The sequence below is a fragment of the Providencia sp. LY12 genome, assembly GCF_057621555.1.
The window spans coordinates 2,085,799-2,106,759 of record NZ_CM172594.1; the positions used below are offsets into that span (position 1 = coordinate 2,085,799).

General features: G+C 40.1%; 17 protein-coding genes. 10 read left to right on the top strand and 7 right to left on the bottom strand.

Annotation, left to right across the window (positions count from 1 at the left end):
- Positions 1-158 precede the first annotated feature (158 nt).
- The 4 genes from ACY3ZI_RS09920 to ACY3ZI_RS09935 all read left to right on the top strand — a co-directional run bounded on the left by ACY3ZI_RS09920 (position 159) and on the right by ACY3ZI_RS09935 (position 5,014).
- Entirely contained in the window at positions 159-734 is a 576-nt protein-coding gene (locus tag ACY3ZI_RS09920; protein ID WP_036948189.1) for a fimbrial protein, read from the top strand.
- 88 nt (positions 735-822) lie between these two features.
- On the top strand, positions 823-1,524 hold the full coding sequence (locus tag ACY3ZI_RS09925) for a fimbrial biogenesis chaperone (protein WP_132495887.1): 702 nt from the start codon (positions 823-825) through the stop codon (positions 1,522-1,524).
- An 8-nt stretch (positions 1,525-1,532) separates the two neighbouring features.
- Positions 1,533-4,007: a fimbria/pilus outer membrane usher protein gene (locus tag ACY3ZI_RS09930; RefSeq protein ID WP_487377351.1), complete on the top strand. Its 2,475-nt coding sequence runs from the start codon at positions 1,533-1,535 to the stop codon at positions 4,005-4,007.
- A complete protein-coding gene (locus ACY3ZI_RS09935; RefSeq protein ID WP_211885501.1) occupies positions 3,998-5,014 on the top strand; it encodes a fimbrial protein in 1,017 nt (338 codons plus the stop codon). Before ACY3ZI_RS09930 ends, ACY3ZI_RS09935 begins: the two co-directional genes overlap by 10 nt.
- A gap of 234 nt (positions 5,015-5,248) precedes the next feature.
- Here ACY3ZI_RS09935 and ACY3ZI_RS09940 read toward each other — a convergent pair whose 3' ends face one another.
- The gene (locus tag ACY3ZI_RS09940) at positions 5,249-5,560 is read right to left on the bottom strand and encodes a helix-turn-helix domain-containing protein (RefSeq protein ID WP_132495890.1); all 312 of its coding nucleotides are present in this window, start codon (positions 5,558-5,560) and stop codon (positions 5,249-5,251) included.
- Positions 5,561-6,180: 620 nt separating this feature from the next.
- Here ACY3ZI_RS09940 and grxB point away from each other — a divergent pair.
- Positions 6,181-6,825, top strand: a complete 645-nt coding sequence (grxB, locus tag ACY3ZI_RS09945; RefSeq protein WP_211885503.1) for a glutaredoxin 2 — start codon at positions 6,181-6,183, stop codon at positions 6,823-6,825.
- A gap of 82 nt (positions 6,826-6,907) precedes the next feature.
- Here grxB and ACY3ZI_RS09950 read toward each other — a convergent pair whose 3' ends face one another.
- Both ACY3ZI_RS09950 and ACY3ZI_RS09955 read right to left on the bottom strand, forming a co-directional pair.
- Positions 6,908-7,345 carry an META domain-containing protein gene (locus tag ACY3ZI_RS09950; protein ID WP_211885505.1) on the bottom strand — a complete coding sequence of 146 codons (438 nt, stop codon included), beginning with the start codon at positions 7,343-7,345 and terminating at the stop codon, positions 6,908-6,910.
- Positions 7,346-7,359: 14 nt separating this feature from the next.
- Positions 7,360-8,358 (bottom strand): 2-hydroxyacid dehydrogenase, encoded by a 999-nt coding sequence (locus ACY3ZI_RS09955; protein ID WP_036948169.1) that lies wholly within the window; start codon positions 8,356-8,358, stop codon positions 7,360-7,362.
- Positions 8,359-8,634: 276 nt separating this feature from the next.
- On the opposite strand from ACY3ZI_RS09955, the gene ACY3ZI_RS09960 reads away from it, so the two are divergent.
- The 4 genes from ACY3ZI_RS09960 (at position 8,635) to ACY3ZI_RS09975 (ending at position 12,572) form a co-directional block, all read left to right on the top strand.
- Positions 8,635-9,144: an AAA family ATPase gene (locus tag ACY3ZI_RS09960; RefSeq protein WP_487377355.1), complete on the top strand. Its 510-nt coding sequence runs from the start codon at positions 8,635-8,637 to the stop codon at positions 9,142-9,144.
- Positions 9,145-9,379: 235 nt separating this feature from the next.
- Complete coding sequence (locus ACY3ZI_RS09965) at positions 9,380-12,022, top strand: YdbH family protein (protein ID WP_487377357.1); 2,643 nt, start codon at positions 9,380-9,382, stop codon at positions 12,020-12,022.
- Between the two features lie 38 nt (positions 12,023-12,060).
- On the top strand, positions 12,061-12,246 hold the full coding sequence (locus ACY3ZI_RS09970) for a YnbE family lipoprotein (protein ID WP_036948339.1): 186 nt from the start codon (positions 12,061-12,063) through the stop codon (positions 12,244-12,246).
- Positions 12,243-12,572 carry a YdbL family probable chaperone protein gene (locus tag ACY3ZI_RS09975; protein ID WP_211885507.1) on the top strand — a complete coding sequence of 110 codons (330 nt, stop codon included), beginning with the start codon at positions 12,243-12,245 and terminating at the stop codon, positions 12,570-12,572. The genes ACY3ZI_RS09970 and ACY3ZI_RS09975 overlap by 4 nt, the downstream gene beginning before the upstream one ends.
- A 99-nt stretch (positions 12,573-12,671) precedes the next feature.
- On the opposite strand, the gene ACY3ZI_RS09980 is transcribed toward ACY3ZI_RS09975, so the two are convergent.
- On the bottom strand, positions 12,672-13,271 hold the full coding sequence (locus ACY3ZI_RS09980) for an FMN-dependent NADH-azoreductase (protein ID WP_036948157.1): 600 nt from the start codon (positions 13,269-13,271) through the stop codon (positions 12,672-12,674).
- Between the two features lie 222 nt (positions 13,272-13,493).
- Between ACY3ZI_RS09980 and hrpA the strand changes: the two genes are divergently transcribed.
- A complete protein-coding gene (gene hrpA, locus ACY3ZI_RS09985) occupies positions 13,494-17,393 on the top strand; it encodes an ATP-dependent RNA helicase HrpA (RefSeq protein WP_487377360.1) in 3,900 nt (1,299 codons plus the stop codon).
- A gap of 232 nt (positions 17,394-17,625) precedes the next feature.
- On the opposite strand, the gene ACY3ZI_RS09990 is transcribed toward hrpA, so the two are convergent.
- The 3 genes from ACY3ZI_RS09990 to ydgH form a co-directional block, all read right to left on the bottom strand.
- Positions 17,626-17,871, bottom strand: a complete 246-nt coding sequence (locus tag ACY3ZI_RS09990; RefSeq protein ID WP_487377362.1) for a hypothetical protein — start codon at positions 17,869-17,871, stop codon at positions 17,626-17,628.
- A 155-nt stretch (positions 17,872-18,026) separates the two neighbouring features.
- Positions 18,027-19,418, bottom strand: coding sequence for an amino acid permease (locus ACY3ZI_RS09995; RefSeq protein WP_211885511.1), 1,392 nt, complete (start codon positions 19,416-19,418; stop codon positions 18,027-18,029).
- 331 nt (positions 19,419-19,749) lie between these two features.
- On the bottom strand, positions 19,750-20,700 hold the full coding sequence (gene ydgH, locus ACY3ZI_RS10000) for a DUF1471 family protein YdgH (RefSeq protein WP_154603864.1): 951 nt from the start codon (positions 20,698-20,700) through the stop codon (positions 19,750-19,752).
- Between the last annotated feature and the right edge of the window lie 261 nt (positions 20,701-20,961).

The following is a 20,961-nucleotide window of genomic DNA, read 5'->3' on the forward strand; positions in this document are numbered from 1 at the left end:
GTGCATCACAGGGATCTGTTAGAAGCTTTAAATATGCTGACTTCTGGCTGTATTTTAATACGGTCGAGCTCTGTTTTTGCTGTTACCCAAGACTGAATAAAAGACCTCTTAATAATTTGTATAAGCAATAAATAAAAAACTCATCTTAGGAATTGAAAATGAAAAAAGTTTTACTGACTGCTATCGCAGCAACAGTTCTTGGTTTCACAACAGCAAATGCAGCAACTTCAGTTGGCGGTGGCCAAGTTAACTTTAACGGTAAAGTTATGGATGTTTCTTGTAACGTTTCTGTTGATGGTCAAGGTAGCGATGCAACTGTGTATTTAGCACCTGTTTCTTTACAAGAAGTTAAAAACGGCGGCGCTAACACTATTTTAAAACCAAAAACTTTCGCTATCGAAATCAGCGATTGTGCACAAAGCGGCAAACCTGTTACTGATACTGCAGCCTTAGGCGTACGTTGGACTGGTGGTAACTTAGCAGCTAACACTAACGGTAGCTTAGCTAACACTGTTGTTAATGGCGCTAAAAACATCCAATTAGCACTGTCTACTGACGGCGAAAAAACTACTAAAATTTTCCCAGGTCAAGCAAGCCAACCAAAAGCAGTTGGTGAGAAAAACGGTAGCAATACCCGTTTCACTTACTATGTTGGTTACTCAACAGCAACTCCTGACACTGTAAGCGCGGGTGAAATCCAAAGCTACGCGACTTACGAAATTACTTATAACTAATTTTTCAGTCAGTTTTTATCGGCATTTTCGATAAAAGCATGAGTTAGTAAGCGGTGGGCTAACTGCCGCTTTTTGCTTTGAGGCCTACATGAAAGCCATTCTATTTAGCCTTTGCTTACTGTCGAGTGTGACAGCATTTGCAAATAACATCATCGTTAACGGTACTCGTTTTGTTTATCCTAGCGATGAGAAAGAAATCACTATCCAATTAAATAATACGGCTGACCGCCCAGCTATGGCCCAGACATGGCTTGATACAGGTGATGCATCTGAAACACCTGATACGATTAAAACGCCATTTCAACTCACGCCACCGATTTCCCGAATTGAAGCAAAAGGTGGACAAACTATCCGCATTAAGCTGATGGATAAATCCGCCTTACCACAAGATAGAGAATCCTTATGGTGGCTGAATTTGTTAGACATTCCACCAATGGTCAAAAATAAAGCAGAAGAAAATCAAAATGTGCTGCAATTGGCTATCCGTTCTCGTTTTAAATTTTTCTATCGCCCATCAGGTCTAGGTAGTCGAGAGCTTGCTCCTGAGCAACTCGTTGTTAAAGCAGATGGCAGCAAACTTAATATCGGCAACCCGTCGCCATACTTTATTACTATTACAAAAATTTCTACTGATGGTTCTAACGGATTGAATAATGAAACAATTTTTTTAGAGCCTAAAAGCCAGTCGACAGTGACACTCAAGCGAGCACTGACGTCAGGAACTAAAATTATTATTAACAATATCAACGATTACGGCTCAGATGTAGCGGTAAAAACTACCGTTAAATAGGATTTAGAATGAAGCAGAGAGAGTTAAAAAATAAATATACAAACTTACTCTCAGTGACAGGTTTAGTCACAGTCTGTGCTTTACCGTCGTTTTATGCTTGGAGTGAAGAAGATACCACGTATGAATTTAACAGCGGTTTCATTATAGGTAGCCAAGAAAACGTTGATTTTGACAGATTTAATACAACAGGGATTGGCCCAGGAAAATATTCCGTTGATGTATATACCAATGGGAGTTGGAAAGGGCGATTCGACCTTGATTTCGTGGCAAAAGAAAATGGACAGTTAGGAACCTGCTATACCCCAGCCCTGTTATCTGACTTAGGTATTAATGTCGAAAAGTTTGCCCCAACGGCGAAACCCGATAGCAAAGAGTGTCTTTTTTTAACTCAGTGGAATAGTGATCCTGATGTTAGTGACACATTTCACTCATCAACATTACGAGTTGATATTTCTGTTCCTCAAATTTATGAGCAGAAATCATCTCGTGGCTATGTCTCTGAACAATTTTGGGAAACTGGAGTCCCTGCATTGAATCTGGGGTATATGAGTAACTATTATGATAGTCGCTCAAATGGTAACAATAATGCGAGTGCTTATCTCGGATTAAATGCAGGATTAAGCTATGACGGTTGGTTATTAAAGCATATTGGAAATTTAAATTGGCAACGTAAAGAGGGTGCTAATTGGCATAGTAACCAAACCTATTTACAACGTCCTATTGTTGGATTGAAATCTAAAGCAACCGCAGGTCAGTTTTATACTGACGGGGATATGTTCGACAGTATCAGTTTATTAGGGGCTAAAATTGCCACTGACGATACAATGTATCCTGATAGCATGAGTTCTTTTGTACCTGAAATTCGAGGTGTTGCACAAAGTAATGCCCTTGTTACCGTCAAACAAAATGACGTCGTTATTTATCAAACCTCGGTTTCCCCTGGGCCATTTAACCTCAATGATGTGTACCCATCTGGTTATGGTAATGACCTTGTTGTGACTATCAAAGAGGCAGATGGAAGTGAATCTTCTTTTAGTGTGCCTTACACGTCTATGGCACAGTTACTACGTCCCGGTTATACCCGTTATCAACTGTCAGGTGGTAAATCAGATGCTAAAGGCATCAGTAACCAACCGTTCATTATGCAAGGTACTTTGCAGCACGGTTTAAATAACACGTTCACACTGTATGGTGGAATCACGGCATTTGATGACTATCAGGCTTATTTGCTAGGTGCGGGTGTGAATACGGTTATTGGTGCGGTTGCCGTCGATATTACCCAATCAAGAACGGTATTCAAGCAAAAAACGGATATGGGGCAAAGTTACCGGTTTACTTTTAACAAGTTATTTTCTGATACTGACACAAACCTTGTATTAGCAGCATATCGTTATTCAACAGAAGATTATTACAGCCTTTCTAATGCGATTTACACGATTGATGCGGATAAGAAAGGAATAGATAGTTCATTAGGGCGTGAGAAAAACGGTTTTAGCTACACAATTAACCAAAATTTACCGTACGACTTAGGAAGTTTCTATTTCACTGGACGTATTTCAAGTTATTGGAACCGTAGCGGTATCGAAAAGCAGTATCAATTAAATTACAACAACCAATTTGAACGCTTTTCGTATGGCATCTCATTTATGCGAGTCTATTCAGATAATACGCAAAGAACGCAAGATGATCGTGTGAGTTTAAATGTGAACTTCCCTCTCTATTTCGGGGATCGCAATTACGCTGCCATTACCTCAAACACCATCTTTAATAATGATAAATTTGGTTCTTCACAAGTGGGAGTTAATGGGTCAATTGATACAGATAATAATTGGACTTATGGTTTAAATACGTCGTTTGAAGAACATGGTAATAGTAACTTTGCACTGAATACGGGATATCAAACTTCGGTTGTGAATACGAATGCTAACTACAGCCAAGGTAATGGTTATCGTCAATATGGTGCTTCTGCTAATGGATCAATGGTGGTGCATGAGGGTGGAGTCACATTCTCGCCGAATACCTCTTCAACGATTGCATTAATAGAAGCGAAGGGGGCCGAAGGGGCTTCTGTCATGGGGTCTCAGAATACCAAAATTGATAGCCATGGATATGCGTTAGCGCCTTATGTTCGCCCTTATCGTATTAATAATGTCGACATTGACCCGAAAGGTAGCCCTGAAGATATCGTGTTTAACAGTACCACAGCGCAAGTTGTACCGTATGAAGGTAGCGTTGTAAAAGTTGTTTTTGATACGAAAATTGAGAAAAACGCAGTGTATAGCGTCGTTCGACCGAACAGTAAAGCGCTGCCATTCGGTGCCAATGTGTTGGATCCTCAAGGGAATTACATTGGTGTTGTAGGGCAAGGTGGGACAGTCTTTATTAGTAATAATGAATCTAAACTTGCGACAGTGAAGTGGGAAGGCGGAGAGTGTTCGTTCCCATTAACGACGGAAAATAGTCAGGAGAGTCTATGTCAATGATCAAAAAATGGCGCTGGCTAATTGGTGCTGGTGTTCTCCTTACTACTCAGTATGCATTAGCTTTCGGGTATGCAGATGTTTGTTATCGCAAGAATGTAAGACCCATAGATCTCAATATGACCTTAGGCAATGTTGTTGTTGATCCAAACCTTCCTGTTGGAGGGGTTATTATGAGAAAACAATGGCCTATGCGTACTAATGGCTATCAATCGTATTTAACATGTTATGGAACGAATACGCTTCAAGCTGAAGTGGTGATGGGTGGTCTGCGTCATTTAGGTGATGGCGTTTATCAATCCAGTATTCCAGGAATAGGTATGAAATTTGAACGAGGTGGAAACCAAGTCAATATTCTCTATCCCGGTACTCATACGATTTATGGCGGACGAAATGGTGTAAATGTATACCTTGAAAACTCAACGTTCACATTAACATTGATAAAAACCGCAAGAAAAACAGGTTCTGGCACAATTGCCAATGGGCAGTACACCGAATATGGTTACAAACATAATACGGATCCATTAATTCGGACGTATCTACAAGGAAATGCGATCACAATTGTATCGCCATCTTGCTTAATCAATGGTGGACGAGAACAGAATGTGACACTCGCACCGATAAAACGCAATCAATTGACCGCTTATCAAGCACCTGTGGGAGAGATTGATTTTGATATTACCATGGAGTGTAACGGTGGAATTACCTCTTCAGGATTAACTACATTTAATATTGATTTTCGTGGAAATGCGTCGGCGAGTGATGTTAATGGCGTACTAAGAAATGAAGAAGCTGGAACTAATGGTGCAAAGGGTGTTGGTATTCAAGTAATAGAAAGAAGTAGTAAAGCACCATTAAGTTTTACTCGTAGTTATAAAGTCGGTACGGTAGTGAATAATCAGGATGACTTATTGATTTTTCCTTTAACCGCTCGATATTTTCCTTATGAGAGAGCCATTTCGGCAGGTGATGTTCGGTCACACTTAGTTTTCAATGTCACTTACGATTAAAAATCATATTCAACTTCAATAGGAAATCGCATATTTTTAATAAAACATATGCGATTTTTTTGTTTTAAAATTAATGCTGGTCAGTGGTGTGAGGTCGGATGTTTATTATATATAATGCAGCTTTAATTTTTTAAAAGAAATAAAAAAATACCCAGAAAGCTAATTTTAATCGATGAAGATTAATGGTCTACATTAGCGTTAACTGGGTATTTTTAGATAATCGAAAAAAGATTATTATGCGTGATGTTTAGATGGAATAATTACACTTTCTGCTGCGTATTGTAATTCTCTATTCGGAATGTCGAATGAATGGTCATCGTTATTATTAATTTCACTTTTATAACCGTTAAAGAACCATTCAATAGGACACATTAAAATTTCAGCAATATCAAGCAGATGGTCAATTGGGATCTTGTTAACACCATTTTCATACCGCGATATTTGCTGCTGACTTAAATGTAACTTATTTGCTAGATTTGCACCTGACAAGCCTAGCTCTTTTCTCCGGTTTTTTATTCTAAGACCAATGACACTATGAATGTCCATATGACATACTCAACTTATTATTAAGGTTATTATCAGTCGTTTTCACTATATATTATATTAAATTACAAGCTGGTTTAAAAGCTAATAATTAAAATTAACGTCAAATTAAAGTATTTAACTTTCAATGATGGTCTTTCATTTTGTGATAGTCACATTCAAAAATTCGACGTTTTTTTCTGTAGTGCCATTTTGAATATTCTGAATTAAAATAACAATAAGAATATCCCGCTAGAATTACGCGGTTAAACCTGTCTATTTAATAAAATCAACATTTATCTTATTTGTTACTTAATTGTTTAATATGTTGATTAGATTGGTTAAACCGATTCATTATGAAACGTTGGAGTTGATTTTGGATGGTTTTCATTTTTGTTATCCTATAATTTATTCATTTTAATTCCAAATTAAAATATAAAATCAGGAATTTAAAATACAATTTATTACTTTTTTTTGAATTAAATTTTAATTAATTTTATTTATTTTGTTTTTATAATTAAATATAACTAGATTTATTATATTAAATAATAAAAAAGAAATTTCTTTAGCACTACACTAAGCATAAATATCAAGTATACTTAAGTTAACTTAATTCGCTTTATCACTGAGTGTGTGAGGGTAATATGAAACTGTATATCTATGATCATTGTCCATTTTGTGTTCGCGCCAGAATGATTTTTGGCTTAAAAAAAGTTGCGGTAGAAGAAGTGATTTTGTTGGATAACGATATCGAAACCCCAACACGTATGATAGGGCGTAAAATGGTACCTATTCTAGAGAAAGAAGATGGTAGCTATTTACCTGAGAGTTTAGATATTGTGCGCTATATTGACCGATTAAGTGAGCCTCGTTTAGCCGCAGGGGAAATTAGCCCTGAAATTGATAGTTGGTATAAAGCAGTTTCGTCGACGGTATCTAAATTAGTGACACCACGTTTTACTGAATCTGAGTTTCCTGAAATAGCGACGGAAGCGGCTAAAACCGCGTATATCCAGCGTGTTAGCAAGTTTCATGGAGATGATTTATCTGTACTGCGTAAAGAAACGCACACGCTGTTGATTGAGTTAGAGCCGCATATGGATCTATTAGATGTATGGCTAGAAAAGCGTAACAAAGCACTTGTAGATATTAATGATTTTATTATCTTCCCTGTGTTGCGTAGCTTAAGTATTGTGAAAGAAATAGGTTTTAGCACCACAATTCATGACTATATGGACCGCACATCAAAAGCGACTGGAATTAATTTGTTATTCAGCCAAGCCAAATAATATTTAAGTAATACCAATATGGACAGATAAAAAAACCGCCAAATTAAGAATGGCGGTTTTTTATCTTGCAATAAAAGTAGAATTACTGCATATAATCACTCAAAATATAAACAAGTTTATAATGCCCTTGCGTCAACGTTAAATGATCTTTGGTTAATGTTACTGTTGCACCATTTGTCAGCATACGATTAATTAAGGTATCCCATCGTGAAAGATCTTCATCTACGCACTCTAATTCTGTTTTACTTAATGTTTTAACTTTTAGTGTTGCATTATTAATTGCACCCATTCCATTAAAGTCATTACACATAGAGGCAGAGACAAACATTTTTTCACCGAATGAAATGGACGGTATGGTCTGTTTTTTGGCAATACGCTGACCATCTACTTCAGTTAAGACAAAATTATGATGCATCAGCTGCTGCTCAAGGGATTGCTGACTACTACCTGCTTTTACCTGATGGGTTTGGCAAGCGGCAAGTAACAACCCAAAGAGCGTTAGTGGGATCAATCTTTTCATGATGCGAGATCCAGCTAAGGCTTCACAACGTTCGGGCAATTTTCGCCACGACTGATCTGTTGAATATTACTCAGTGTTGTTAAGCTGATACTTGTTAAGGCTTCTTCGGTTAAAAACGCCTGATGGCCGGTAAATAATACGTTATGACAAGAAGATAATCGGCGGAATATATCATCTTGAATTACATCATTAGATTTATCTTCAAAGAATAGATCTCTTTCATTCTCATACACATCCATACCTAATGCGCCAATTTTTTGGGATTTGAGCGCATTAATCGCGGCAGCCGAATCGACTAAAGCTCCACGGCTGGTATTGATGATCATTACGCCTGATTTCATGCGATTAAACGCGTTTTCATCCAGCAAATGGTGGTTTTCCGGTGTTAAAGGACAGTGCAGAGAGATAACATCGGATTCCCGATACAAGGTGTCTAAATCGACATATTCGGCACCCAGATCAAGGACGGCTTGGCTTGGGTATGGGTCATGAGCCAGTAGGCGCATTCCAAACCCTTTTAAAATTCGTAACGTGGCTTGACCAATTTTACCTGTACCAATAATGCCCGCAGTGCGGTTATGCATGTTAAAGCCAGTTAGGCCTTCGAGAGAAAAGTTAGCATCTCGAGTACGTTGATACGCGCGATGAATACGGCGATTCAAGCATAGCATCATGCCAACAGCATGTTCTGCAACAGCTTCAGGAGAATAAGCAGGAACGCGAACGACTTGAATTCCCAACTCATGGGCTGCATCTAAATCAACATTATTAAAGCCAGCGCAGCGTAACGCGAGAATATGCACATCGAGAGCCGCGAGCTCTTCCAGCACAGCACGGTTTGCTTCATCATTAACGAAAATGCAAACTGCGTCAGCACCGACGGCATTTTTAGCTGTCTGAACCGTTAATGGAAAATCAAAGTATTCAATATTAAAATTAAACTCTGATTGTTGGTTGACCTGTTCCATATGTTTGCGATCATACTGTTTGGTGCTATAGGAAACAATTTTCATCAGAGGAACTCCATAATTTATAGGAACCAATAAATGACAAAGTGTAGGTAAAATAAACAAACCTACAAAAATATGCGTTCAGAATAAGGCAATTAGTGGCGTAAATCACCTCTAAATTAAGAAAATATCTTACTGTTTACGTTTGGTTTTCGTTTGCTCACTATCTTTAACAAAGACAGCCATTTTTAGTGTTAAAATAATGCAACTGTTAAGTTTTGTTTTTCTTCTTTTACAGAATAGATTGGTTTTAGAGAATAAAGAACGTTAAGGAGCAGCGTGAAAATTTGCATTATTGGTATATCGGGAGCAGGAAAAACAACGCTCGCTCAGAAGTTATCGGAAGAATTTAATCTCACTGCATATGGCTACGATGACATTTATTGGAATAAAACCCAAACGGAGTACGTTAAAAATTCGCCGGAAACCATGAAATCACTGATTTCGGAGATAAAATCTAAAGAAAGCTGGATAATGGAAGGCTCTTATGACAAGCGTTTAGCGCCTTTTTTTGCGGATTGCTCATTAATCATTCGGCTCAACATTCCTTATCGAGTTTGCGCTTTTCGGATCATTAAACGCTTTTTAATATCGCAATTAAAGGGCGTGCGACCAAAAGAAACCTTCATGAATACGTTAGAATTACTGCGTTTCGCTAAACACTTTGATCAGCGATTGGATGATTTTTTTGCAGCTAATCCGATGTTTGCCGAAAAAGTGAAGGTTGTGCATGATGCACCATCATGTTCTCGTGCAATTGCCAACTATGCAGCATCACATAATCATTAAGAACTGACTGAAAATAATGAAGTAACGGAGTGAACATATAGGGTTAAGTTGTTCATTTCTGCTTTAAAAGATTAGAATATATTTATCTAAATAGAGAAAGTTATTATGGAAATGACCTACATCGCAATGCAAGTCGTTGAACTGCTTGTTCCAATGCATCCTTTCGCTTTATTTTCATCCATCTCATCAATGATATTTATCGCTGCTTCATGAAGATGATGCTCAGAGAATATTCATGAAACGGGCAATAAAAATACTGTTTTTCTTATTAGGAGTGAGTGTTGTGCTCCTAATCATATTATGGTCAACATTAACCCGTTGGGCGCCCGTTGTTGCGAGTCATTTTTTACCGCCAGCAGTGACGCTGTCACTTTCTGAGCCACAACTTGTTAATCATCAAATTAGATTTTCGAGTGTGGGATTAAGTGCAAATAATTGTTCTCTTGTCACAGTAACGGATGCCCGAATCTCTTTTTTCCCGATTAGAGCCAAAATTGATGGGCTTGATGTTAATGCGGAATGTTTGGATAGCATCAAAACGAGTGAGGAGTCACCAAGTTCTCCTATCAATATCACAGAGATACTGGATGCACTCCCTAAATTTTCACTCGTCATTGATAAAATCACACTGCATTCTTGGGAACAATATCAAGGGAGTTTATGGTTACGCAGTACCGCTGACTCTCCACTTATGTTGGATTATCAAGGGGAAAATGTACGGGTTTCTTCTTTTGTTAATTCACAAAATCAACTGATTGTGCAGCAATTTTCGGCAACATTACCTCAGAGCACATTAGCGTTAGAAGAGTTGCAAACACTGGATCAACGTAAGCCACAAGAAGAACCTCAACATATTGAATTAACCGCGCAATTGGCTTTACCTCTGACGACGGCTCAACTGCCTGAAACGGGAGATATCGAAGCTCAATTTAAGCTTATTGAGTTAAATAAACGCTTAAATACAAAACTGCATTGGCAGCGCGACCAAGGCTTGCTGACCGTTACAGATCTTGACCAGCGGCAAGAATTATTTCATCTTCCATGGCAGGTTTCATCATCACAAGTGATCGTAACGGATGGCCAATGGCGCTGGGATGACGCACAAATTCCACTTCATGGTGGAATTGCATTTCAAATTGATAACTGGAATCAATCCTTGAGTGAGTTTGTGGTTTCAGGACGTTTGAACATGTTGACTGATGCAAAAAAAGGAAAAGCTAACTTAGTCCTTACCCTTGAACCTAGCCGTATCAATCTCCTCGATGCAGATATTGATTTTAGACTCAACGGTCAAGTGAAATACGATGACATGGTGCTGGATATCAATTTGCCAGCAAAAATTGCAGGTCAGTTGGTTTCACCCACCGTTGCATTTATGCCCGGCTCATTAATGAGAGCCTATGGGCAGGTTTCACCGACAATTCTGTTACGGGAAATACGCTTACCTTTGGCGGGTGCGCGTTTAAATGCCGATGGAATTTCGGGGCGCTTACAAGCGATTTTAAAAGTAAAAGAACAGTACTGGGGGGATTTTGATATTCACCTCGATGGTAGCGCGAATAAGTTTAATATTGATAAAGGTAAATGGTTCTGGAATTACTGGGGAAATGCTCAGCTACCTGCGTTAGCCGCTCGTTGGGATGTGAAAGGTAACGGTAATTGGCAAGATACACAATTAACGCTCAATAGTTTAAATACGGGGTTTGACCAAATTAAATATGGTTTACTCTCCATGTCTGCTCCACGTCTTAAATTGACATCCCCGTTGGTTTGGCAGCGAGATCACGCAAAAGCGGATTTTTATGGGGCGTTGCAATTAACCAGTAATCGAATGTTATTTGGTGCAGATAGCTATTTGCCTAAAATTACGGTGAATGCGCAACTTAAAGGAACATCCCCAGCCAGTTTTCAGTTAAAAGGGGATTTAAGTACTAGGCAAGTAGGGCCTATCGTCATATTTGGGCGCTGGGACGGTGAACGTCTGCGTGGTGAAGCACGTTGGCCTGAGCAGTCAGTGAAAGCATTTCAAACATTAATTCCGAAAGACCTAAATATTGAATTACGAGAAGGTAAGCTATTTTCTCAAGCCGCTTTTTCCATGACTCCAGAAAATGGTTTTATTGCGGGTGGGCATTGGCGAGTGCAAAATACGAGCTTATGGATGAAGGATGGTGAGCTTAATGGTTTGGATTTTGTCTTACCATGGAAATTGCATAATAGTACGTGGACATTAGGTGAAAAATCGCCCGTTGAATTACGAATAAAACATGTCACGAACTTATTCGAATTCACCGATATCAAAGCGGATTTATCGGGAACGTATCCGCCAACGGAAACCCACCCGATCCAGCTTAGTAATGTTGGTTTTAAAATGTTAGGCGGTGAAATTAATCTCGATTTACTTCGCTGGCCACAAAATAAACCCGCGACGATAAGTGTCCACCAAGTGGAACTTAGCGAGTTATTCACAAAACTAAAAGTTTCACAATTTGCGGTTTCTGGTCGAGTAAATGGCGAGTTACCATTTTACCTGAATAATCCTGATTGGATTATTAAAGGGGGATGGATGGAAAATAGCGGACCTTTGACATTACGCTTAGATACCAATTTCGTGGAGTCCATTGCCAAAGATAATATTTCAGCGGGATCGGCGATTGGATGGCTACAATATCTTGAAATTCAACGCAGTCGTACCGATGTGAATGTCACAAACTTGGGATTGCTCACTATGTCGACTATTCTTGAAGGGTATAACACCAAAGAAGCCAAAAAACGTGAAGTTCACTTAAACTATCACCATGAAGAGAATATTTTTCAGTTATGGCGCAGTTTACGTTTTGGTACTGGCTTAGAAGAATGGCTCGAAAAGAATATATAAAAGGGAAAAGGACTAACGTGAAAACATTAAAACTGATCATGATGATGGCAATGGCGTCGCTATTAACGGCATGTTTACGCGTAGAGGTCGCTACGCCAGATAAGCCAATTAACATCAATATGAATGTTAAGATTGAACATGAAATCCAAATTAAAGCGGACCGACAAGTCGAAGAGTTATTAAAGGAAAACAGCGATCTATTCGGTGAGGTACCTGCAAAATGATTAACTGGTTTAAAGTCGTCACGTTATGTTCCACATTAAGCATATTTTCTGCATTTGCTCTGACTGTGGAAGAAGGTAAAACTCACGGTCTGGTAGGGGAAACCTTATCAGGATATTTGGCGGTAATTGACCAAAGTAGTGCAGATGCAAAGCAATTGGTTGAACATATCAATACTGAAAGAAAAAACCGATATACAGAAATTGCAGATAAAAATGGGCTTAAAACCAACGATGTCGCAAGAATGGCAGGGCAAAAATTGGTTGAACGTGCACCCGCGGGAGAATATGTACGCGGTATTAATGGGCAATGGATGCTGAAAAAATAAAAATGCGCACTATTTTTAATTTTAGATGAAATAAGTGCGCATTATTTTCGATGCTAAATTAATAACCAGCAATAAAGCGTTATTTAACAAGGTATACTGTTAAGCAATCAGTGAATCAATATGGTTTTTCGCATGTGATTGCGCTTTCTCTGCTGATTCAGCGCCTAACGAGGTGCCTTCCGCGAAAACAAACTCAATGTTTTTAATGCCAATGAAATTCAAAAATAGGGTGATGTAAGGCACCATGATATCCGTTGGTGTATCTTTATAAATCCCGCCTCGGCTAGTCAGAACATATGCACGCTTATTGGTTAATAGCCCCACAGCACCTTGTTCGGTATATTTAAAGGTATGACCAGATCGAGCGATAAAATCAAAGTAATGTTTCAGCTGAGAAGGCACTGAAAAATTGTACATCGGTGCGGTGATCACTAAAACATCGCTTTGTTTAATCTCATCAATGAGTTGATTTGATAGGTTTAAATGTGCTTGTTGCTGCTCAGTTTTAGTGTCAGTAGGTGCAAAAGCTGCTAAAATTTCGCCATCAATCGCAGGGATCGGCTGGTTAACTAAATCTCGAACTATAAATTCATCATCGGGATTTTTTTCTTGCCACTGTTGTACAAAATAATCAGCCATTTTATTGCTGTGTGAATAATCTGCCAAAATGCTTGATTTCAATAGTAGTACTTTACTCATTATTTTCCTCGAAACTCATGTGTCTATCTCATCAGATAATGATGATACTCGGTATGTGGCAGATTAATAGGAAGAAATTTAGAAGTCATACTTCAAAAAAACTGATGGTATTTGTATGAGATAACTAAAATCATAAAACAAACCTAAATATTATCTTTAGCCACCACATGATTATAGGTTGATGAGTGGCGTTATAATGAATTGAAAAATAAGGATTTAAGAATGGATCCCATTCTATCAGCATTACATGCTGAAATTGAACAAACATCACTGCGCGATCAATGGCAACTGAAGAAACGCCTTCACGGCATCGCAAAAATACAAGATCAAAAATCTCGTATGGCAGTTATCGAAGTCATCAAAGGGGATATTGAAAAGGCAAAACAGAAGGTTGAGAAAAAACGTCTGAATATGCCAAAAATTGTTTACCCTGAAAACCTACCAGTTAGCCAAAGAAAACAAGCTATTTTTGATGCGATTAATCAGCATCAAGTGGTGATCATTGCCGGTGAAACAGGGTCAGGTAAAACCACGCAGATCCCTAAAATTTGCTTAGAGCTGGGTCGTGGCGTGAAGGGCTTTATTGGTCATACTCAGCCAAGAAGATTAGCGGCTCGCTCAGTGGCTTCGCGCCTTGCACAAGAATTAGAGTGTGAGCTAGGCGCAAACGTCGGTTATAAAGTTCGCTTCAGTGACCAAGTGAGTGATACCACCCAAGTTAAATTAATGACGGACGGTATTTTACTGGCGGAATTGCAGAATGATAAGTTACTGCTGCAATACGACACAATTATTATCGATGAAGCCCATGAGCGCAGTTTAAATATTGATTTTATTTTAGGTTATTTACGTCAATTATTGCCTAAGCGCCCTGATTTAAAAGTCATTATTACGTCAGCGACGATAGATCCAGAACGATTCTCTCGACACTTTGGTCATGCGCCAATTGTTGAAGTCTCAGGGCGGACATACCCAGTTGAAGTGCGTTATCGCCCAATTATGGGGGACGATAATGACAGCGAACGCGACCAAATTGACGGTATCATCGATGCCGTTAATGAGTTAGGACGTGAAAGTGCCGGCGATATTCTGATTTTCATGAGTGGTGAGCGAGAAATTCGTGATACCGCCGACGCCTTATCCAAGCTACAGTTGCGCCATACGGAAGTCTTACCGCTATTTGCACGGTTATCTAACAGTGAGCAAAACCGAATTTTCCATCCTCATGGCGGCCGTCGAATTATTCTTGCCACTAACGTAGCTGAAACCTCGTTGACGGTTCCGGGGATCAAGTATGTGATTGATACGGGTTATGCACGTATCAGCCGTTATAGTTATCGCACCAAGGTACAACGTCTGCCTGTTGAAGCGATTTCGCAAGCCTCTGCTAATCAGCGTAAAGGGCGCTGTGGTCGTGTTTCGGACGGTATCTGTATCCGCTTGTATTCTGAAGAAGATTTTCTATCTCGACCGGAATTTACCGATCCTGAAATTTTGAGAACCAACCTGGCCTCAGTTATTTTACAAATGACTTCAATCGGGCTGGGGGATATTGCGGCATTCCCATTCGTTGAAGCGCCGGATAAACGTAATATTCAAGATGGTGTCAAATTACTGGAAGAGTTAGGTGGGATCCAACCTCACAAAGATGCAGACAAAGGTTATCGATTAACCGATATCGGGCGTCAGTTAGCACAACTCCCCGTTGACCCGCGTTTAGCGCGAATGGTGATAGAAGCCAGAAAGTATGGTGCGGTACGCGAAACTATGGTGATCGTTTCGGCATTATCGATTCAAGATCCCCGCGAAAGACCGCTGGATAAACAGCAAGCTTCTGATGAAAAACATCGACGTTTCCATGATAAACAATCGGATTTTCTGGCATTTTTAAATCTGTGGGATTATTTAAAACAGCAGCAAGAGGAATTATCTAACGCACAATTTAGAAAAATGTGCCGTCAGGATTTTCTTAACTATTTGCGAATTCGCGAGTGGCAAGATCTCTACACGCAGTTGCGCCAAGTCGTGAAAGAACAAGGGTTTGCTATCAATAGCGCCCCAGCAGATTTTCGCAGTATTCATGTCTCGCTATTGGCAGGATTGCTCTCGCATATCGGCCAGAAAGACGCTGAAAAACATGAGTTTACGGGGGCGAGAAATGCGAGATTTACTATCTTCCCTGGTTCAGGTTTATTCAAAAAACCACCGAAGTGGACGATGGTTGCTGAACTGGTTGAAACCTCAAAGCTGTGGGGACGGATTGCGGCTTCGATTGATCCCGAATGGATTGAACCACTCGCTGAGCATTTAGTAAAACACCATTATAGCGAACCCCACTGGTCAAAATCAGAAGGTGCTGTCACAGCATCGGAAAAAGTGACTTTATACGGATTGCCGATTGTGGCTTCACGCCAAGTGAATTATGGTTCGATTGATCCATTATTATGCCGCGAACTCTTTATTCGTCACGCACTGGTGGAAGGTGACTGGAATACTCGTCACGCTTTCTTCAGAGCTAACCTAAAACTGTTATCAGAAGTGGAAGATTTGGAACATAAATCACGCCGCCGAGATATTTTAGTGGATGACGAAACGCTATTTGCGTTTTATGACCAGCGTATCCCGAATGATGTGATTTCCTCTCGCCATTTTGATAAATGGTGGAAAACTGCATCAAAACAGCAACCGGATTTGCTCAGCTTTGAAAAAAATATGCTGATCAAAGAAGATGCTGGGAATGTGTCGGCGCTTGATTACCCAAATTATTGGTATCAAGGCGATCTTAAATTCCGTTTAAGCTACCAGTTTGAGCCAGGTACTGACGCCGATGGCGTCACTGTTCATATCCCATTAGCTATTTTGAATCAGGTGCAAAATGTGGGCTTTGACTGGCAAGTTCCGGGTCTGCGCCATGAATTAATCGTTGCGTTAATCAAATCATTGCCTAAGCCTATTCGCCGTAATTTTGTACCCGCGCCAAATTATGCTTCTGCATTTTTGGAGCGAGTTCCGACCCCGGAAGGTAGCGTGTTAGATAAGCTAGAGCGCGAACTGCGTCGAATGACGGGGGTAACGGTTGAGCGTGAGGCTTGGCAATTAGATCAACTTCCAGTGCATTTAAAAATGACTTACCGAGTGGTGAATGACAAAAATAAAACTGTCGCGGAAGGGCAAGATCTGGATGCGTTAAAAGACAGTCTTAAGGAAAAAGTGCAAGAAACACTGTCCGAGGTTGTGGATGATGGTATTGAACAAAGTGGCTTGCATATTTGGAGTTTCGGTGAGTTGCCACAACGTTATGAACAAAAACGCGGGGGATATTCAGTTAAAGCCTATCCTGCGTTAGTGGACGAAAAGAACAGTGTGGGGATCCGTGTTTTTGAAACTGAATTCGAGCAACAGCAAGCAATGTGGGGCGGCGTTCGTCGATTATTACTGTTAAATATTCCTTCGCCAATCAAATATTTGCATGAAAAGCTACCGAATAAATCCAAATTAGGGCTCTATTTTAACCCTTACGGCAAAGTGCTTGAGTTAATTGATGACTGTATCGCGTGCGGTATTGATCAGCTGATTGCAACTTATGGCGGTGCCGTATGGACTGAAGAGCAGTTCGAATCATTAAAAGAGTACGCGAGAGCGGAATTGAACGATGTGGTTGTGAATATCGCCAAGCAAGTTGAGCAAATCTTAACGGCTGTATTTGCTATCAATAAACGGCTGAAAGGTCGCGTCGATTTTTCGATGGCGCTCGCATTGTCTGATCTCAAAGCTCAAATGTCAGGATTGGTATTTAAAGGGTTTGTGACAGAGCAGGGCTGGAAGCGATTACCGGATATTTTGCGTTACTTAAACGGCATTGAACGTCGGTTAGAAAAGTTAGCCATCGATCCAAATCGTGACCGTGCTCAGATGAGCAAAGTTGAACACGTACAAACTATGTGGCAGCAGTGGATGAGTAAACTTACGCCACTACAAAAGCAGTTACCGGAAGTACAGGAAGTTCGCTGGATGATTGAAGAGTTACGCGTGAGCTTGTTCGCCCAACAATTAGGAACTCCATATCCGATATCGGATAAACGGATCATTCAAACCATGGAAAGTTTAACGCAGCAACTGTAGTTAGGGGGCAATGATAGCGTTAGGCTGACGATAATTTATTGGATAATAAGATAAAAATGCGCGATTGGGTCACTGTGCCGCTCGCGCATTTTTTATTATTAGATTATTAATTACGGATAAGCTTTACTATCCAACCCCAATTTAGTTACAACATACCAATGGATTGGTACCACCTCTACATTAACAATTGAGTTGTTTGCAATATATTTATCTAGCTAGCGCTGTTTTGGATTTATCGTTCAATAGTTCGTTCTATTTGTTGCTGAGTCGCTAATTTAAACTGAAAGCCTTCGACACGCTCCTGCGCTTTAATTTTAGGTAACTTTTGCTGAAAGAGGCTTGATGGTTGAGTAGGGAATGATTGGGTTACGGCTATTATGCTTTGAGCCACCAAATGCGGTACTTCTGACAACGAATGAATAAGAGAAGGGCGTTCCGCAAATGTGACTGTACGCTGATTTGTTGGGATTAGATTCATTTGAGTTTCCTTATTGGTGAATAGTCATTCAAAAACTACATCACAAAAAAGGATGAGAATTGTAAAAAACGAGGAGGTTGGTCAGGGGGAAATGAAGATAATAAAAAATGAGCTAAATTTAATGGGTTAAATTTAGCTCATTAATAAAGAGTGGATTACGCTAACAGGGAATATAAAGCTGGTACTGAGGCTATCGCAATCCCAAATGCTAAAATTTTCTCTATTAACTTCAGTGGGGCTTTTGCTGTTTGCTGTGAACGAGCATACAGAAAAAGAATGATCCCCGGCGCATAAAGTACCACGGAGAGCATCAAGTTAATCAATCCTGACGCGTACAACAGCCATAATCCATAGACAGCAGCAACAAAACCAACCGCGAGCAGGGCTTTGCTATGGCGTTGATAAGCAACTTTGACTAAGAAGGCACCGACTAAAAAGTAAGGAACCAAAATCATCTCTGAAGCGATAGTCAGCAGAGTATTGTAGTTACTGCCACTTAACCAAATTAGCACTAATGATAGTTGAACTGCACCGTTGGTGAACCATAACGAGGAAGATGGTGCATCATTTTTATTTAATTTATTGAAAATTTTAGGGAATGATTGGTATTGTGCGGCAATATATGGAACTTCAGCGGCCATAATTGTCCAGCTCAAATACGCGCCACAAACAGAGATAATCAAACCTGCGGCAATAATGATGTCACCGCTAGAGCCAATTAAAGAGACCATTAAAGTCGCCATCGACGGGTTTTTAATCTCAGCCAGATCGGCACGAGGCATGATCCCAAGAGATAGTAGGGTGACAAGAATATAGATAATTAATGCGGAGCTTACCGCAAAAATGGTAGCTAGACCGACATCTCGGCGGTTTTTCGCCCGAGCGGAGACGACGACCGCCCCTTCAATACCAATAAAGACCCACAGAGTGATCAGCATGGTGTCTTTTACTTGTTCCCAAACGGGAATGCCAAGGTCAATACCGCTAAAATCGGCATCAAAAATATCGAGCTTGAAGGCAAAGAATGCGAGTACGATAAATAACCCAAGAGGGACTAATTTCGCCATCGTGGCGAGTTTGTTGATCCCCGCCGCAGTTTGCACACCGCGAAGAACTAAGTAATGCACAACCCACAGTAAGATAGATTCACCGATTAGAGCTTGCCAAGTATTACCATCGCCAAACACAATGTTATCCGGTGTATCGGTGAAGAAGCTGATCGCGGCAAAGACAATCACTAAATAGGAAACGTTGGCGACAACAGCACACAACCAATAGCCCCATGCAGAACAAAAGCCAATAAACTCACCAAATCCTACTTTTGCATAAGTAAATATTCCGCCATCCAGGTCAGGACGAATTCTGGAAAGGAGTAAAAGAGAGAATGCAAGAAATAAGATCCCTACGCCCGTGATGGACCAGCCGATAATTAACGCTAATGGGCTTGCCACTTCAGCCATATTCTGAGGAAGGCTAAATACACCAGCACCAACCATTGAGCTAAGAACTAGCGCGGTGAGTGCAGTAAGGCTTAATGTATTTTTCAATGTATATCCTGGTTGTTGTGCAATCAAAAGTTAAAATCACGTTAAGATAGCAATGCTATAAATGGATTCACTGTCACAGCTTTTAAATCCAGTTGGATCACCTGCTAAATTAGAGTGTGGATTCTACGAATGAAATGCGCCAGATGCAATGGGAAAATATGCACAGAACAAGATGTTTTATTCACTTTCGCTATTTATGGTAAATAGGCTCACATTTTATAAAGTGCTAATTTGAGCTGTTCAGGAATAGGTATCAGGAAGTAGGGCAATGCAAACAAAAAAAGCCAGCTTAATATTTAAGCTGGCTTTCATAATAAAGTAGAGCTATCGACTATTTGAACAGGTCTGCACTGATGGTGACGCTGCCACCATTCGACTGCCATTCACGAGTGATATGGTAGTATTTTGCACCTTTAGCTTCTGCACGTTTGGCGATTTGATAACGAACTTCTGGGGTATTGGTGTAATAACCAGAGAAGGTAATGGAATCAAATGGAACCATCATGGCTGCTGCTGTTTTGTTCACTTCTTCAATGACATAACCACTTGGTAATGTCACGCTAGTACGACCCGGCTGGCTTGAGGAAGTTTCGAAGAAACGGCCAACCGCTTCGGTTGGTTCTTCTGAGCTTGCAACACCTGGGATCAGAACTTTATCAGCGGCTTCACCACCCTGCGCTAACAACGCACGACCCGCTTCTGAATCAGCAGGAACAACTGCTTCTTCTTTTTGAATTTGGCGCTTAGGTGCATCTTTCTTATAGATATATGCGGTTGCTAAAGTGTTACCGCCGTCATTCATGGCTACGTTACGAACCACATAAAATGAGGCTGCATCTTTTTCTTTGGCTTTTTTCGCGATTGCTTCGTATAAGTCAGGTTCAGATGGGTAGAAACCACTTACAGTGACGGCATCAAAAGGTTGATACACTTTTGCGTCCGCTTTAGACATTTCTTCAACACCACCGAAAACTCGGCGAGCAGATTCTTCACGTTTTGATGCATCTTTTGCGTACACATCAGCAACAACACGCATGTTGCCACTGTCACCTACATCATCAAGGCTTTGAATGTAAAAGGCATAAGCCCCCATCTTATCAGCCCTACGGGAAACTGCATCGGATGCTTCATAGATAGCATTAAAACGCCCAGTGACGGTTATACGCTCATAAGGTTGTAATTCAGTAGCCTGTTTTGGCGTTAATTCAACAGCCGCCTGTGTAGCGGTTATACTAGTTAATGATAGCACCGCGGCTGCGATGACCGTAGTTTTCAGCTTCATACAAAATCCTTCCGCCTTGCGCAATTTATTATAAACATGCTGAATAATAGTAGTAACACATGGCGGTGATTATTACACGTAACTGCCCATGTTGTCGCACTATTTTATTTTTATAAGACACAAATAATGATTGACTAGTCAAATTTACCAGTTTTTTTAAAGTATCCAGTATTTTATTGACCTAAAACTAAGATTTCCACGGTGAATTCCATTTACTGTCTTAGAATCGTGATCAATTATGGATCAATAAGGCTAATTTCA